Below are 14,557 nucleotides of genomic sequence, written 5' to 3'. Positions count from 1 at the left end.
CGGCAAGTTCTCCTCATCGTGGGCATCCCGCCGACACTTGCGCCGCCGCAATGAAAACGGGCGCCCGAAGGCGCCCGCATCGTCTGGCGGCAACGGCCGCGCGCGTCAGGTCACCGGCGCCGGATTGAACAGCGTCAGTGCATTCGCGAGCTTCCATTGCTCGGCCCACGTGCGGCGCTTGCCGCTCGCGACGTCGAGCATCAGCCGGAACAGTTCCCAGCCGGTGTCCTCGATCGTGGCCGCGCCGGTCGCGATCTGCCCCGCGTCGAGATCCATCAGGTCGTGCCAGCGGCGCGCGAGATCGCTGCGCGTCGCGACCTTGATCACCGGCACCTGCGCGAGGCCGTACGGCGTGCCGCGGCCGGTCGTGAAAATGTGCAGGTTCATCCCGGCCGCGAGCTGCAGCGTGCCGCAGATGAAGTCGCTCGCGGGCGTCGCCGCGTACAGCAGCCCCTTCTGCTTCGCGCGATCGCCGGGACGCACGACGCCGGCGATCGGCGCGCTGCCCGACTTCACGATCGACCCCATCGCCTTCTCGACGATGTTCGACAGGCCGCCCTTCTTGTTGCCGGGCGTCGTGTTCGCGCTGCGGTCGACGCGGCCGCGCTGCAGGTAGCGGTCGTACCAGTCCATCTCGCGGATGATCTCGCGCGCAACGTCCTCGTTCGCCGCGCGTGACGTGAGCTGCGCGACACCGTCGCGCACTTCCGTCACCTCGGAGAACATGATCGTCGCACCCGCGCGCACCAGCAGGTCGGCCGCGAAGCCGACGGCCGGGTTCGCGGTGAGCCCCGAGAACGCGTCGCTGCCGCCGCACTGCACGCCGACGACGAGATCCGACGCGGGGCACGTCTCGCGGCGCCGGCGGTTCAGCCGCTCGAGATGCGATTCGGCCATCTTCATGATCGAGTCGATCATCGAGTTGAAGCCGACGTGCGCGGCGTCCTGCAGGCATACGACGCCGCCGTTGTCCGCCGCGCCGTCGGCCGCCACCGGAATCGTGCCGGGCGGCAGCAGGCGCTCGGGCTGCAGCTTCTCGCAGCCGAGGCTCACGGTCATCACCTCGCCGCCGAAGTTCGGATTCAGGCTGATGTTGCGCAGCGTGCGGATCGGGATGTCGGCGTCGGGCGCGTCGATCGCCACGCCGCAGCCGTACGTGTGCTCGAGCCCGACCACGTCGTCGACGTTCGGATAGCGCGGCAGCAGTTCGGCCTTGATCCGCTTCACCGCGTGCTCGACCACGCCGGACACGCACTGCACCGTCGTCGTGATCGCGAGGATGTTGCGCGTGCCGACCGAGCCGTCGGCATTGCGAAAGCCTTCGAACGTATAGCCTTCGAGCGGCGGCAGCGGCGGCGCGGCACGTGTTGCGAGCGGCAGGTCGTCGAGCCCCGGCGGCTCGGGCATGCGCATCGTGCGTTCGTTGACCCAGCTGCCGCGTCGCAGTTCGACCAGCGCATAGCCGATCACCACGTTGTAGCGGACGATCGGGTCGCCGGCGGCGAGGTCGACCAGCGCAACCTTGTGCCCCTGCGGCACGCCTTCGCGCAGCGTCAGCCCGTCGGCGAACGTCGCGCCCTCGGGCAAGCCGCCGTCGTTGACGACGATCGCGACGTTGTCGTCCGGATGCACACGGATATAGAGCGGGGAAGCAGTCATCGGAATTCCTGGAGGCTATCGGCCATATTGTTAGTCATCATACGACATTCAACCCTGATCGGCGATGCTGCGTAAACCCTTATCCGGAAAGACCCTACTATTTATCTGCCAGCAAACCGCTTGCGTCACCCCTCCCCTCGTTGTACGATGACATACAACGACATCGCCAATGTGGCCCGTATGCCGTTCCCGACGAACCCAGCACTCGCGCTAGACGGACGACCCAACCATGACCTCACCGCAAGAACTCAAACAGATCATCTCCCACGGCCTGCTGTCGTTTCCGCTGACGGATTTCGACGCCGACGGCAGCTTCCGCCCGTCCACCTATGCCGAACGCCTGGAATGGCTCGCGCCGTACGGTGCGAGCGCGCTGTTCGCGGCCGGCGGCACCGGTGAATTCTTCTCGCTCACGCAGCGCGAGTATTCGGACGTGATCCGCGTCGCGACGGAAACCTGCAAGGGCAAGGTGCCGATCCTCGCCGGCGCGGGCGGCGCGACGCGCGTCGCGATCGAATATGCGCAGGAGGCCGAGCGCCTCGGCGCGAGCGGCGTACTGCTGATGCCTCATTACCTGACCGAAGCGAGCCAGGAAGGGATCGCCGAACACGTCGAGCAGGTGTGCCGCGCGCTGAAGATCGGCGTCGTGGTGTACAACCGCGCGAATTCGAAGCTGAACGCCGACATGCTCGAGCGCCTCGCCGATCGTTGCCCGAACCTGATCGGCTTCAAGGACGGCGTTGGCGAAATCGAAAGCATGGTGACGATCCGCCGCCGCCTCGGCGACCGGTTCGCGTACCTCGGCGGCCTGCCGACGGCTGAAGTCTATGCCGCTGCGTACAAGGCGCTCGGCGTGCCGGTGTATTCGTCGGCCGTGTTCAACTTCATCCCGAAGACGGCGATGGAATTCTACGAAGCGATCGCGAAGGACGACCACGCAACGGTCGGCCGCCTGATCGACGAGTTCTTCCTGCCGTACCTGAAGATCCGCAATCGCCGCGCGGGCTATGCGGTCAGCATCGTGAAGGCGGGCGCGAAGCTCGTCGGCCATGACGCAGGCCCGGTACGCGCACCGCTCATCGACCTCACCGACGAAGAAGCGGCGGAGCTCGATGTGCTGATCAAGAAGATGGGCCCGCAGTAAGCGGGCGCGGCCGGCGGCGCGGGCCTTCATCGGCCGCTGCCGGCAGTTTTGCATCGCGGCCGGCGCTTGCCGGCCGCGACCGTTCGTATCCTCTCCGCGACCACGCACGCATCCGCCGCGATGCGTGCCGCAACCATCACATCTGCGTGATGATCCCGACGATCCGGTGGCGCACGTTCGCGAGCCTGACCCGCGTCGCCTCGATCTGCCCCTGCGTGCCCGCACGCGCACGTGTATTCGATTCGCCGTCGAGGATTTGCCCAAGCACGTCGCGGTCGACAACCGCATCGAAGAACCGGCCGACCGTGATCGTCGCCGACTGCTTTGCGGTCGCGAGCTGGCTGTTCGCCTGGGTCAGCGCTTCGGTGCGCAGGCTCGGGTCGCGTTCGTCGATGCCGCGCCGGTACTGGAGCGCGAACACCAGCGCTTCCATGTCCTGCCGGAAACGGCGGACGGCCTGCCCGAACACGAGCGAATGCGCGTCGGAACCGGTGACGAGCCGCCCCTGGTTGATCGTCACGTCGAATTCGCTGCCGCCGAGGTCGCGCTGGAATTCCAGCAACGCATTCGCGAGCACGCGCCCTTCGCTGTATTGGCCGATCTGGGTGCGCACGGATTTCGCGACGTCGCCGATCGCTTTCCACAATCCGGCCGCGAACAGGTGATCGCCACGCTTGTTGATGTTCATGGATTCGGTACCCTCTTGGACTTTTTCTCGATCTCTCAGGCTTCGCCTTCAGGCCGGGTGGCCGGAGGCTTCGCTAATGTAGGAGAAATTCCGGCGACACGGAAGGCACCCTGAAAAAAAACGGAGACGGCCAGCCGGCCGCCTCCGCTTTCGCCCATTCGGCATGCAGCCCGGCGATTGCCGCCAGGCCGCTGCACGTCACTCAGCCTTCCCGTCCCGCAGCCGCGCAATCGCGAGCGGATTGCCTTCCTGCAACCCTTCCGGCAGCAGATCGTCCGGGAAGTCCTGGTAGCACACCGGCCGCAGGAAACGCTCGATCGCCGTCGCACCGACCGACGTGACGGCCGGGTTCGACGTCGCCGGGAACGGCCCGCCGTGCACCATCGCGTCGCACACCTCGACGCCGGTCGGATAGCCGTTCACGAGCAGGCGCCCGGCCTTGCGTTCGAGGATCGGCAGCAGCCGGCGCGCGAGCGGCTTGTCGTCGGCGTCCATCTGCAGCGTGGCCGTCAGCTGGCCTTCGAGCGCTTCGAGCACGCGTGCGACTTCGTCGAGATCGCGGCAGCGCACGATCAGCGATGCCGGACCGAACACCTCGTGGCTGAACGCCGGTTCGGCCAGGAACGCCTGCGCGCCGACTTCGTACAGCGCGCCGCCGGCCTGGCAGTCGGTCTGCGCCGCCTCGCCCGCGCCGATCTCGCGCACGCCCGTCAGTTCGGCCAGCTTGCCGCGGCCGTTGCGATACGCATCGGCAATGCCGCGCGTGAGCATCACGCCGGCCGGCTTTTTCGCAAGCGCCTGCGCGGCAACGGTTTCAAAGCGGTCGAGATCGGGGCCGTCGATCGCGAGCACGAGGCCCGGGTTCGTACAGAACTGGCCGACGCCGAGCGTCAGCGAATCGACGAAGCCCGTCGCGATCGCGTCGCCGCGTGCGGCGAGCGCCGCCGGGAACAGCACGACGGGGTTGATGCTGCTCATTTCCGCGTAGACGGGAATCGGCTGCGGGCGCGCGTTCGCGAGCTGCACGAGCGCCATGCCGCCCTGCCGCGACCCCGTGAAGCCGACGGCCTGGACCGCCGGATGGCTGACCAGCGCTGCGCCGATCACGCGGCCGGGACCGACCAGCAGCGAGAACACGCCGGCCGGCATCCCGGTTTTCGCGACGGCGGCGCGGATCGCGCGGCCGACCAGCTCGGACGTGCCGAGGTGCGCCTCGTGCGCCTTCACGATCACCGGGCAACCGGCCGCGAGCGCCGATGCCGTATCGCCACCGGCCACCGAGAACGCGAGCGGGAAATTGCTCGCACCGAACACGACGACGGGGCCGAGCCCGACTTTCTGCAGCCGCAGGTCCGAACGCGGCAGCGGCGTGCGTGCCGGCTGCGCGGGATCGATCGACGCGGCAAGGAAACGCCCGTCGCGCACGACGCGCGCGAACAGCCGGAGCTGGCCGACGGTGCGGCCGCGCTCACCCTGCAGCCGCGCGACAGGCAGGCCCGTTTCGGCGTGCGCGCGCTCGATCAGCGCGTCGCCGAGCGCGACGATTTCATCCGCGATCGCGTCGAGAAACGCCGCGCGGGCCGCGAGCGGCTGCGCGCGGTACGCGTCGAACGCATCGCGCGCGAGTTCGCATGCGCGCTCGACGTCGGCCTGCGTCGCGACGCCGAACGCCGGCGCGTCGATCGGCGCGCCCTTCGACGGGTTGAACGCGCGCAAGGTACCGGCCGAGCCGGCCACCGCGTCGGCGCCGATCAGCATCTCTCCAGTCAGTTGCATGGGGTGTGCTCCGTGGTTCGGGAATAGATCGCTCATTGTAGCTCAACAGATACGATGTCCGCCCACCAAACATCAATATTCACGTGATCTGCCGGACCTCGGCCGAAACGTGCGGAACCCTTATTCCACGGGCAAACCCCCGTGACATTTACCATTTCACGACATCAGCCAGAGGGAAAACCCGAGGTTTCTGCGTCTGATTATTGCCAATAAACTGCCGCCACGTCATACGACGACGTACATTAAAGTGCCTAATCAGACCCCCTCTCGCGAGCTTCCGCTCGACCTCGCGCGCACCGCGCGCCGGACCGCCGTGCGCTACTGGATCCTGGCGATGCTGTTCGTCGTCACGACGCTCAACTATGCGGACCGCGCGACGCTGTCGATCACCGGCACGCCGATCCGCAAGGCGTTCGGCATCGATCCGGTGACGATGGGCTACATCTTCTCGGCGTTCAGCTGGGCGTACGTGCTCGCGCAACTGCCGAGCGGCTGGCTGCTCGACCGCTTCGGCGCGCGCCGCGTGTATGCGGCCAGCATCTTCCTGTGGTCGGCGTTCACGCTGCTGCAGAGCACGATCGGCCTCGGCGGCAGCGCCGCGTTCGCGGTCGCCGCACTGTTCGCGATGCGCTTCGCGGTCGGCATCGCCGAAGCACCGGCCTTTCCCGCGAACGCGAAAGTCGTCGCGAGCTGGTTCCCGACCGCCGAACGCGGCACCGCGTCGGCGATCTTCAACGCCGCGCAGTACTTCGCGGCCGTGGTGTTCTCGCCGCTGATGGCGTGGCTCACGCACGCGTACGGCTGGCATCAGGTGTACCTGTGGCTCGGCCTCGCGGGCATCGCGCTCGCGTTCCTGTGGCTGCGGGTCATGAAGGATCCGGCCGACCATCCGGCCGTGAACCGCGTGGAACTCGAGCACATCGAGCAGGGCGGCGGACTGGTGCGCACCGTCTCGCGCAGCAGCAACGGCGCGCGTTCGGAAGGCAGCCGCGTGGCCGGCTGGTACTACGTGCGCCAGTTGCTGTCGAACCGGATGCTGATCGGCGTATACCTCGGCCAGTACTGCGTGAACGTGCTCACGTACTTCTTCCTCACGTGGTTCCCGATCTACCTCGTGCAGGCGCGCGGAATGTCGCTGCTGAAGGCCGGCTTCATGACGTCGCTGCCCGCGATCTGCGGGTTCCTCGGCGGCGTGCTCGGCGGGATGCTGTCGGACGGGCTGATCCGCCGCGGCGTGTCGCTCACGCTCGCGCGCAAGATCCCGATCGTCGGCGGGATGGCGCTGTCGATGGTCATCATCGGCTGCAACTACGTCGACAGCGAAGTGCTCGTGATCGTGCTGATGGCCGTGTCGTTCTTCGGCAAGGGGATCGGCTCGCTCGGCTGGGCCGTCGTCGCGGATACCGCGCCGAAGGAAGCGATCGGCCTGTCGGGCAGCCTGTTCAACATGTTCGGCAACACGGCCGGCATCGTCGCGCCGATCGCGATCGGCTACCTCGTGGGCGCGAGCGGCTCGTTCAACGGCGCACTCGTGTTCGTCGGGCTGAACGCGCTCGTCACCGTGTTCAGCTATCTCGTGATCGTGAAGGACATCAGGCGCGTCGAACTGCGTCATCGCGACGCGTGAAGTTCGACCTCGATAAAAAAACGGCGGCCGCGTAAAACCGGCCGCCGTTTTTGCATCGGGTGTCCGCTGTCAGCTCGACGCATGCGCGACGCGCAGCATGTCGTGCACGCCGGACGTCATCAGCGCGAGAAACGCGAGCAAGCCGACGTAGCAGAGCGCGTACGTCGTCTTCGTCTCGATCGACGTCGCGTAGTACACGCGGTTCTCCGGCGCGTCGGGATCGTAGCGCCACGCACGCCTCAACTGCGGCAGCGCGAGGATCGCCATCACGATCAGCAACGGGCTCGGACGATACACGAACAGCGCGATCAGCACCGGCACGCCTGCGAACCAGATGCGCGGCGACAGCACCGCGGTGATCCGCCCGCCGTCGAACGGCGACAGCGGAATCATGTTGAACAGGTTCAGGAAGAAGCCCGTGTACGACAGCGCGAGCAGCAGGTTGCTGTCGTAGTGACGCGCGGCCGCGTAGCAGGCCAGCGCACCGAGCGTGCCGACGAACGGCCCGGCGAGCCCGACGTACGCCTCGGTTTCCGCGTCGTGCGGCATCTCCTTCAGCTGGATCCACGCGCCCACGAACGGGATGAAGGTCGGCAGCCCGACATCGAGGCCGCGCCGCTGCGCGGCGATGTAGTGACCGGCCTCATGCACCAGCAGCAGTGCGACGAAACCGGCCGCGAACCGCCAGCCGTAGAACAGCGCGTAGACCGCGATCGACGCCAGCATGGTGCCCGCCGACACGAGCACCTTGCCGAGCTTGAGGCCGCCGAAGATCAGCAGCAACAGCTTCGTCATTCCTTGCGCTCCGTGCCGGATGCGTCGGCGACGGCCGGCACCGCGGCCGCCTTCGGCTTGCGCCCGAAGAAGCGTTTCAGCGCCGCGCCGCCGGCCAGCAGCGCGACCGCGCCGATCTTGAAGAACTTCACCGCGAACGCGCCGATCAGCGCGAGCAGGCCGAGCTTCTTCGCGCCGACGCCGACGATCAGCGCCGCGAGGCCGTACTCGGCGACGTGGTCGGTCGACTTGTTGAAATCGGCGTAGCGCTTGCCGTCGTTGAAGCTGATGTTCGACAGCAGCTCGTCGGCCGACGCCTTGTACTTCGGCAGATCGGCGAGCGTCGACGCCATCGTCAGCGACAGGTAGCCGTCACGGCCGAGCACGAGCGTCCGGTAGTTCACGCCGTCGTTTTCGGCGTTCGGGGCCGCGCCCTTGTCGCGGATGATCGCGGACCACACGAGCCGGTGCGAGGCCGCGTCGTACGCGGGCGCCTTCGCCCAGCCGACCACCTCGGTTTCCGGCAGGCCGCGCTCCTTGCGCCCGGGGTTGTCTTCCTCGGTGCCCGCCTGCAGGCTCTTCAGCAGCTCGTCGGGCTTCCAGTCCTTCGCGTCGTCGTCGCGGATGTAGCCGCTCGGCTCGAACGACACGACCGAGATCCAGTCGGCATCGGGATCGTCGGGCAGCACGAGACCGACCAGCTTCGTTTCATCGATCGAGTTGCCCATCGAGCGCAGGTAGCGGCCGGCTTCGGCGGCCGGCACGAACGATTCGCCGGCTTTCAGCTTCAGCACGGCTTCGTGTTTCACGTCGATGTCGGTCGGGCCTTTCACGACCGCGTCGTTGGCGGCCGCGGCGGCGGCCCTCATTTCCACCTGCGCAGCTTCGGTCTGCGCGTGGCCGGTGGTCGCGGCGAATGCAAGCGTCGCCACGCAGGCGAGCCGGACGGCAAGTCTTTTCATTGTTGGATTCCCCTGGAATGCCTTGTCGTAAATATGCACGGCACCGGCCCAGGCGTTTTCAATCGCGGGTCCGGCGTCGTCTCTCAGTTGGCACGGGGGCTATGGTAACGCAGCGCGGTGACACGCCCGGGGAACGGCGCGATGCTTACGTCGCAGGTAATGCCCAAGGGGCAAGGGATTGCCTATCATCTGCACCATGAACCCGACCGCCGCCCTCCATTCGCCCTCCCCGTCCGCCGGCCGCGCGCCCGGCATCGGCCCGCTGCTGCGCACGTGGCGGCAACGCCGGCGCCTGAGCCAGATGGCGCTCGCGCTCGACGCGGAAGTCTCCGCGCGCCACCTGAGTTTCGTCGAATCCGGCCGCGCGCAGCCGAGCCGCGAGATGGTGCTGCATCTCGCGGAGCGTCTCGACGTGCCGCTGCGCGAGCGCAATGCGCTGCTCGTCGCGGCCGGCTTTGCGCCGCTGTTTCGCGAACGGCCGTTTTCGGACCCGCAACTGGATGCCGCGCGCCATGCGGTCGAAGCCGTGCTGCGCGGCCACGAGCCCTACCCGGCGCTCGCCGTCGACCGTCACTGGACACTGCTCGCCGCCAACCGGATGCTCGGCGCGCTGGTCGCACAGGCCGATCCGTCGCTGCTGCAACCGCCCGTCAACGTGCTGCGGCTGAGCCTGCATCCGGACGGCCTCGCGTCGCAGATCGTCAACTGGCATGAATGGCGCGCGCACATCCTGCATCGGCTGCAGCGGCAGATCGATGCGAGCGGCGACCGCACGCTGCACACGCTGCGCGACGAACTGGCCGCGTATCCGGCGCCGGCCGGCCAGCCCGACGACACGCACGCGCGCACCGACTTCGCGGATATCGCCGTGCCGCTGCGGCTGCGCACGGCAGCCGGCGAACTGACGTTCTTCAGCACGACGACCGTGTTCGGCACGCCGGTCGACGTGACGCTGTCGGAACTCGCGATCGAGGCGTTCTTTCCGGCGAACCCGGAGACGGTGGACGCGATGCGGGCGCTGGCTGACGCGTTGCCGGCGCAATAACGCGCGCGCAACGAAACCTGACTCAAGCCGGCGCACGAACGCCGGTTTTCACGCCGCCTGCTGCCATGCCGGCAGTCGGCGCGCCAATCTCCAGACGAATTTCCCCTGAAGCATAGAGATCGACCGCTACGGCAAACCTGGGCGCCGGCAGGGCCGATCAGAATGCGTCGTCGCATCTCAGGCTGCCGATCCGGAACGCGCGAGCGTGCCGGCATACGTCAAGCAACGCAGCCGCACTTGCGCCGTTTCCCCCTCGGATTCACTTCGCCGAATGTCAAATTTGTTTAGTACATCTGTTCAATTGGATCGTACTCGAACCAATGCGATCGGGAAATCGTGAGACGGACACGCTAGCCACAACACAAATTTCATATCGAGCCTAGGAACAACATGAACAAGAATCATCGAGGGTTGGGGAACACGGCGCAGCGCGCGCCGGCGAAGTCGAAAGCGGCGCTGGCCATCGCCGTCAGCGCAGCAATCGTCGCCTTCGCGGCTTCCGCGCCGGCGCGGGCCTCCTATGTGCAGAACGGAAATTCGATCGATACCGTGGCAGGTTGCTCGGACAACATCGCGATTTCGGGCACCAACACGTATCAGGCCACGGCACGGGGCTGCGACAACATCGCAATCGGCCCGTCGGCAGTCGCCGATTCGGGTTCGTCGACCGGCGCGTACAGCGAAACCGTCGCGATCGGGCGGCAGTCCGTCGCAACCGGTACGCAAGCCACGACGCTCGGCGGCAATGCCGTGGCGACCGGCGATCATGCAACGGCGATCGGCGCGTTTGCCGGTGCGACCGGCCTCAACGCGACGGCAGTCGGCGAGGGCGCAGTCGCGAACGGCGCCACGGCTTCGGCATTCGGCCAGGGCGCATCCGCCGTGGATCAATCGACGGCTGTCGGCCAGGGCGCAAGCGCCACCGCGACCTTCTCGACGGCGGTCGGTAAAGGCAGCAGCGCGGCCGGCGGCACGGCGCTCGGCTTCCAGGCCAATGCCGGCGCAGCCGATGCGGTCGCGCTCGGCGTCGACAGCTCGGCATCCGCGACCGGCAGCGTCGCGATCGCCCGTGCAACGGCATCCGCGGTGAACGCGGTCGCCATCGGCGAAGGGGCCAACGCGGCCAATGCGAACTCCGTGGCACTCGGCGCGAACTCGGCCACGCGTGCGGCAACCACCGTCAGCAGCGTGACGCTGAACGGTGTCGGATACAGCGGCTTCGCAGGTACGCCGGTCGGCGTGGTCAGCGTGGGCAGCGCCGGCGCCGAGCGCCAGATCGTCAACGTCGCGGCCGGCGCCATCAGCGCGACCAGCACGGACGCGGTCAACGGCTCGCAGCTCTTCTCGATCGCCAGCCAGGTTTCCACGCTGACCAATAATCTGGCCACGCTGACGAACACCGTCGGCAAGATCTCGTCGAGCGTGCCGAGCGGCACGGTTACGGACAGCACGAGCACCGCGATCGGCAAGAATACGTCGGTCAGCGCGACGAACGGCACGGCGCTCGGCAACGGCGCGAACGTGTCGGGCGACAACGGCACGGGGATCGGCGTGAACGCGACCGTCGCCGCGGCGAACGGCACCGCAACCGGCACGAACGCGACCGTCACGGCAACGAACGGCACCGCAACCGGCGCGAATTCGAAAGTCACGGGGACGAACGGCACCGCGATCGGGGCCGGCTCCAATGTCTCCGGCAACAATTCGACGGCGATCGGCGCGAACAGCCAGGCACCGGCCAACAACGCGGTCGCGTTGGGTGCGAATTCGGTCGCGTCGCGCGACAACACGGTGTCGATCGGTGCGCCGGGCGCCGAACGCCAGTTGACCAACGTGGCCGACGGCACGGCGCCGACGGACGGCGTGAACGTGCGCCAGTTGAACGGTGCGATCAACTCGGTCCGCGAGGAAATGTCGAAATACCGCAAGGACGCGGATGCGGGCACCGCGAGCGCGATCGCGATGGCCAACATGCCGCAAGCCGTGCTGCCCGGCGAGAAGGTCGTCGCACTTGGCGGCGGCACGTACGGCGGTCAAAGCGCGATGGCGGTCGGCCTTTCCTTCGCGACGACGAAATGGCTGGTCAAGGGCTCGGTGACGACGGCCGTATCGGGCCACGGCTCGTTCGGCGCGGGCGCGGGTGTCGGTTATCGCTGGTAATCGACGTCGGCCGTGAAGCGTCGAGCAGCTTTATCTCGACGCCGGGAAGCGTGCCGTCGGCGTAATCGCGCCGACGGCACGCGTACGAGGTAACCGCGATCAGCGACGCTCGAGCGCCAGCTTCACGCCCAGCCCCAGCAGGACCACGCCGCTGACGCGATGCATGCGCGTCAGGATGCGCGGATTGCGGCGAATCGACGCCGACAGCAGACCGGCGAACAGTGCGACGGGCCCCTTGACGAGAAACGTCAGGCCGGCAAACGTCGCACCCAGCACGAACAGCGATAGCATCGGATGCGCAGTGCCCGCCGGCACGAATTGCGGCAGGAACGCCAGATAGAAGAGCGCGACCTTGGGATTCGACACGTTGGACAACGCGCCTTGCGCGAACGTGCGAAGCCGCGATACCTGCGCACCGTCGCGGCTGCCGGCGAGCGTCAGTTCGCCCGACGAACGCAGCAACGCGACGCCGAGGTACAGCAGATACAGCGCACCGATCAGCTTCAGCGCCGTGAACAGCCATTCGGATGCCTGAAGAAGCGCGCCCAGACCGAGCGTCGCGAGCATCGTATGAACGAGCAGCCCGACGCTGACGCCCGCGGCCGTCACGAGGCCCGCGCGCGTGCCGCCGGACAGCGTGCGCGACATCACGAGAACCATGTCCTGACCCGGCGTGACGATGATCAGCAGCGACGTTGCGATGAATGGTAGCCAGGATAGATGCGACATGGGATAGCTCCTGAAGGGATAGCCGACGGACGAGAATCGCCCGGCCGGTCGTCAGATTATCGGTGCCCTTCCGTGGAGAATGGATGCGTATTTGGCTAATTGAAATCCATGATTTGGAGCTATTCTCTAGCTTTCACGCTTCTGGTAGCAAAAAATGCCAATTAAACTGGACGCGATCGACCGGCGCATTCTGCGTGCATTGCAACGGAATTCGAATCAGACGAATGCCGAACTCGCGCAACAGGCCGGGCTGTCGGCCACGCCATGCCTGCGCCGCGTTCATCTGCTCGAGGAACAAGGCGTAATCGACGCTTATGTCGCACTATTGAACCCGGCCGCCGTCGACCTGCGATTCACCGCGTTCGTGCGCGTCACGCTGGAGCGCCAGGACAAGACAACCGTCGAACGCTTTGCGCGCGAAATGGAGCAAGCGCCGGAAGTGCTCGAATGTCATCTGATGGCCGGCAGCTACGACTATCTGCTGCGCGTGATCGCGCGCGATCTCGACGACTACCAGCGCTTCCAGATGGAGACGCTCACGCAGATCGAAGGCGTCCGCAACGTCGAAACCGAGATTCCGCTGAAGCGCATCAAGCAGACGGTTCGCCTGCCGATCTAGGCATCCAGAAACGTCACGGCCTGCCCTTCCGGCTCCCCGTTCAGCGCGCCGTCGCGCACCACGACCTGCCCGCGCACGACCGTATGCACCGGCCAGCCCGTGACCGCGCACCCGTCATAAGGTGTCCAGCCGCTCACGCTGGCGATCCATTCATCCCGGATGATGCGGCGTGCGCGCAGGTCGACGATGCTGAAATCGGCGTCGTAGCCCGCCGCAATGCGCCCCTTCCCCGCGATGCCGAAGATCCGCGCCGGCCCGGCGCTGGTCAGGTCGACCAGCCGTTCGAGGCTCAGGCGGCCCGCATGCACATGATCGAGCATCAGCGGCAGCAGCGTCTGCACGCCGGTCATCCCGCTCGGCGACTGCGGATAGGGCCGGCGCTTTTCGTCGCGCGTATGCGGCGCGTGGTCGCTGCCGATCACGTCGACCACGCCATCGCGAACGGCCTGCCACAGTGCATCCTGATGATGCCGCTCGCGCACCGGCGGATTCATCTGCGCGAACGTGCCGAGCCGCTCGTAGCAATCGGGCGCGTGCAGGCTCAGGTGATGCGGCGTGACCTCGACGGTCACGCGATGCCGGTGCCGCGCGAGGAACGCCATTTCCTCGGCAGTGGATACATGTAGCACATGCAGCCGGCGGCCCGTCTCGGCGGCCAGCCCGACGATGCGCCGTGTCGCGGCCAGCGCGCTTTCCTCGTCGCGCCAGCGATGATGATCCCGCACGTCGCCGCTCGCTTCCACGAGCGCCCGGCGCTCGCGCAGCCGCGCCTCGTCCTCCGCGTGCACGGCCATGCGCCGCCGCCCGTTGCGCACGATCCGGCGCAACACCGCTTCGTCATCGGCCAGCAGGTCGCCGAACGAACTGCCCATGAAGACCTTCACACCCGCGCAGCCCGGCAGGTTTTCGAGCGCCGGCAACCGTTCGGCGTTCGCGGCCGAGCCGCCGATGTAGAACGCGTAGTCGCACCACGCACGGCCGCACGCGAGATCCAGCTTCGCCCGCAGATCCTGCGCGGTCAGCGTCAGCGGATGCGTGTTGGGCATCTCGAAGATCGTCGTGACGCCGCCGAGCACCGCGCCGCGCGTGCCGGCCTCGAGGGTCTCCTTGTGCGTCAGGCCCGGTTCGCGGAAATGCACCTGGCTGTCGACGACGCCCGGCAGCACATGCAGGCCGCCGGCATCGAGCAGGACGTCAGCGCTCCAGTTGCCGCGCAACGCGCCCAGCGCGACGACACGGCCGCCGACGCACGCCACGTCGATCCGCTCGGCCCCGTTGGGCGTCATCGCCATGCCGCCGTGCACGAGCAGGTCGGCGTGACGACGCTTGAGCGCGTCACGCGCGCCCCCTTCACGTCGAATGAGCTCGTCCATG

At 67.3% G+C, this 14,557-nt stretch carries 12 protein-coding genes; 5 read left to right on the top strand and 7 right to left on the bottom strand.

The window, feature by feature from the left end; genetic code table 11:
• Nucleotides 1-105: 105 nt before the first annotated feature.
• Complete coding sequence (gene garD / locus BCO18175_RS24205; protein WP_174916267.1) at nt 106-1,659, bottom strand: galactarate dehydratase; 1,554 nt, start codon at nt 1,657-1,659, stop codon at nt 106-108.
• A gap of 229 nt (nt 1,660-1,888) precedes the next feature.
• Between garD and kdgD the strand changes: the two genes are divergently transcribed.
• Complete coding sequence (gene kdgD / locus BCO18175_RS24200; protein WP_174971057.1) at nt 1,889-2,803, top strand: 5-dehydro-4-deoxyglucarate dehydratase; 915 nt, start codon at nt 1,889-1,891, stop codon at nt 2,801-2,803.
• Between the two features lie 136 nt (nt 2,804-2,939).
• Here kdgD and BCO18175_RS24195 read toward each other — a convergent pair whose 3' ends face one another.
• The gene (locus BCO18175_RS24195) at nt 2,940-3,491 is read right to left on the bottom strand and encodes a hypothetical protein (protein WP_174916269.1); all 552 of its coding nucleotides are present in this window, start codon (nt 3,489-3,491) and stop codon (nt 2,940-2,942) included.
• 198 nt (nt 3,492-3,689) lie between these two features.
• Nucleotides 3,690-5,267, bottom strand: a complete 1,578-nt coding sequence (locus BCO18175_RS24190; RefSeq protein WP_174984824.1) for an aldehyde dehydrogenase (NADP(+)) — start codon at nt 5,265-5,267, stop codon at nt 3,690-3,692.
• A 247-nt stretch (nt 5,268-5,514) separates the two neighbouring features.
• On the opposite strand from BCO18175_RS24190, the gene BCO18175_RS24185 reads away from it, so the two are divergent.
• Nucleotides 5,515-6,894, top strand: coding sequence for an MFS transporter (locus BCO18175_RS24185; protein WP_174984821.1), 1,380 nt, complete (start codon nt 5,515-5,517; stop codon nt 6,892-6,894).
• A gap of 69 nt (nt 6,895-6,963) precedes the next feature.
• Here BCO18175_RS24185 and BCO18175_RS24180 read toward each other — a convergent pair whose 3' ends face one another.
• Both BCO18175_RS24180 and BCO18175_RS24175 read right to left on the bottom strand, forming a co-directional pair.
• Entirely contained in the window at nt 6,964-7,689 is a 726-nt protein-coding gene (locus tag BCO18175_RS24180) for a site-2 protease family protein (protein WP_174984818.1), read from the bottom strand.
• Nucleotides 7,686-8,630, bottom strand: coding sequence for a DUF2167 domain-containing protein (locus BCO18175_RS24175; protein WP_174984815.1), 945 nt, complete (start codon nt 8,628-8,630; stop codon nt 7,686-7,688). The genes BCO18175_RS24180 and BCO18175_RS24175 overlap by 4 nt, the downstream gene beginning before the upstream one ends.
• Before the next feature lie 196 nt (nt 8,631-8,826).
• Here BCO18175_RS24175 and BCO18175_RS24170 point away from each other — a divergent pair, with 196 nt between their 5' ends.
• Together BCO18175_RS24170 and BCO18175_RS24165 are read left to right on the top strand one after the other, a co-directional pair.
• Nucleotides 8,827-9,675, top strand: a complete 849-nt coding sequence (locus BCO18175_RS24170) for a helix-turn-helix domain-containing protein (RefSeq protein ID WP_174984812.1) — start codon at nt 8,827-8,829, stop codon at nt 9,673-9,675.
• 390 nt (nt 9,676-10,065) lie between these two features.
• Nucleotides 10,066-11,835 (top strand): YadA family autotransporter adhesin, encoded by a 1,770-nt coding sequence (locus tag BCO18175_RS24165; protein ID WP_174984809.1) that lies wholly within the window; start codon nt 10,066-10,068, stop codon nt 11,833-11,835.
• A 99-nt stretch (nt 11,836-11,934) separates the two neighbouring features.
• Here the strand turns inward: BCO18175_RS24165 and BCO18175_RS24160 are convergent, their stop codons facing one another.
• Nucleotides 11,935-12,564: a LysE family translocator gene (locus tag BCO18175_RS24160; RefSeq protein WP_174984806.1), complete on the bottom strand. Its 630-nt coding sequence runs from the start codon at nt 12,562-12,564 to the stop codon at nt 11,935-11,937.
• A gap of 154 nt (nt 12,565-12,718) precedes the next feature.
• Here BCO18175_RS24160 and BCO18175_RS24155 point away from each other — a divergent pair, with 154 nt between their 5' ends.
• On the top strand, nt 12,719-13,183 hold the full coding sequence (locus tag BCO18175_RS24155) for an Lrp/AsnC family transcriptional regulator (RefSeq protein WP_011353935.1): 465 nt from the start codon (nt 12,719-12,721) through the stop codon (nt 13,181-13,183).
• On the opposite strand, the gene BCO18175_RS24150 is transcribed toward BCO18175_RS24155, so the two are convergent.
• Complete coding sequence (locus BCO18175_RS24150; protein WP_174984802.1) at nt 13,180-14,556, bottom strand: dihydroorotase; 1,377 nt, start codon at nt 14,554-14,556, stop codon at nt 13,180-13,182. The genes BCO18175_RS24155 and BCO18175_RS24150 overlap by 4 nt on opposite strands.
• Between the last annotated feature and the right edge of the window lies 1 nt (nt 14,557).

The organism is Burkholderia lata (genome assembly GCF_902499335.1).
Lineage (GTDB): Bacteria > Pseudomonadota > Gammaproteobacteria > Burkholderiales > Burkholderiaceae > Burkholderia > Burkholderia lata_B.
This window is presented reverse-complemented; position numbering and strand designations above follow the sequence as displayed.

Bases quoted from the DNA above. Each gene is read 5' to 3' on its own strand.
- garD (WP_174916267.1), bottom strand. From the start codon at position 1,659: ATGACTGCTTCCCCGCTCTATATCCGTGTGCATCCGGACGACAACGTC.
- BCO18175_RS24175 (WP_174984815.1), bottom strand. From the start codon at position 8,630: ATGAAAAGACTTGCCGTCCGGCTCGCCTGCGTGGCGACGCTTGCATTC.
- kdgD (WP_174971057.1), top strand. From the start codon at position 1,889: ATGACCTCACCGCAAGAACTCAAACAGATCATCTCCCACGGCCTGCTG.
- BCO18175_RS24160 (WP_174984806.1), bottom strand. From the start codon at position 12,564: ATGTCGCATCTATCCTGGCTACCATTCATCGCAACGTCGCTGCTGATC.
- BCO18175_RS24150 (WP_174984802.1), bottom strand. From the start codon at position 14,556: ATGGACGAGCTCATTCGACGTGAAGGGGGCGCGCGTGACGCGCTCAAG.
- BCO18175_RS24180 (WP_174984818.1), bottom strand. From the start codon at position 7,689: ATGACGAAGCTGTTGCTGCTGATCTTCGGCGGCCTCAAGCTCGGCAAG.
- BCO18175_RS24170 (WP_174984812.1), top strand. From the start codon at position 8,827: ATGAACCCGACCGCCGCCCTCCATTCGCCCTCCCCGTCCGCCGGCCGC.
- BCO18175_RS24165 (WP_174984809.1), top strand. From the start codon at position 10,066: ATGAACAAGAATCATCGAGGGTTGGGGAACACGGCGCAGCGCGCGCCG.
- BCO18175_RS24155 (WP_011353935.1), top strand. From the start codon at position 12,719: ATGCCAATTAAACTGGACGCGATCGACCGGCGCATTCTGCGTGCATTG.
- BCO18175_RS24195 (WP_174916269.1), bottom strand. From the start codon at position 3,491: ATGAACATCAACAAGCGTGGCGATCACCTGTTCGCGGCCGGATTGTGG.
- BCO18175_RS24190 (WP_174984824.1), bottom strand. From the start codon at position 5,267: ATGCAACTGACTGGAGAGATGCTGATCGGCGCCGACGCGGTGGCCGGC.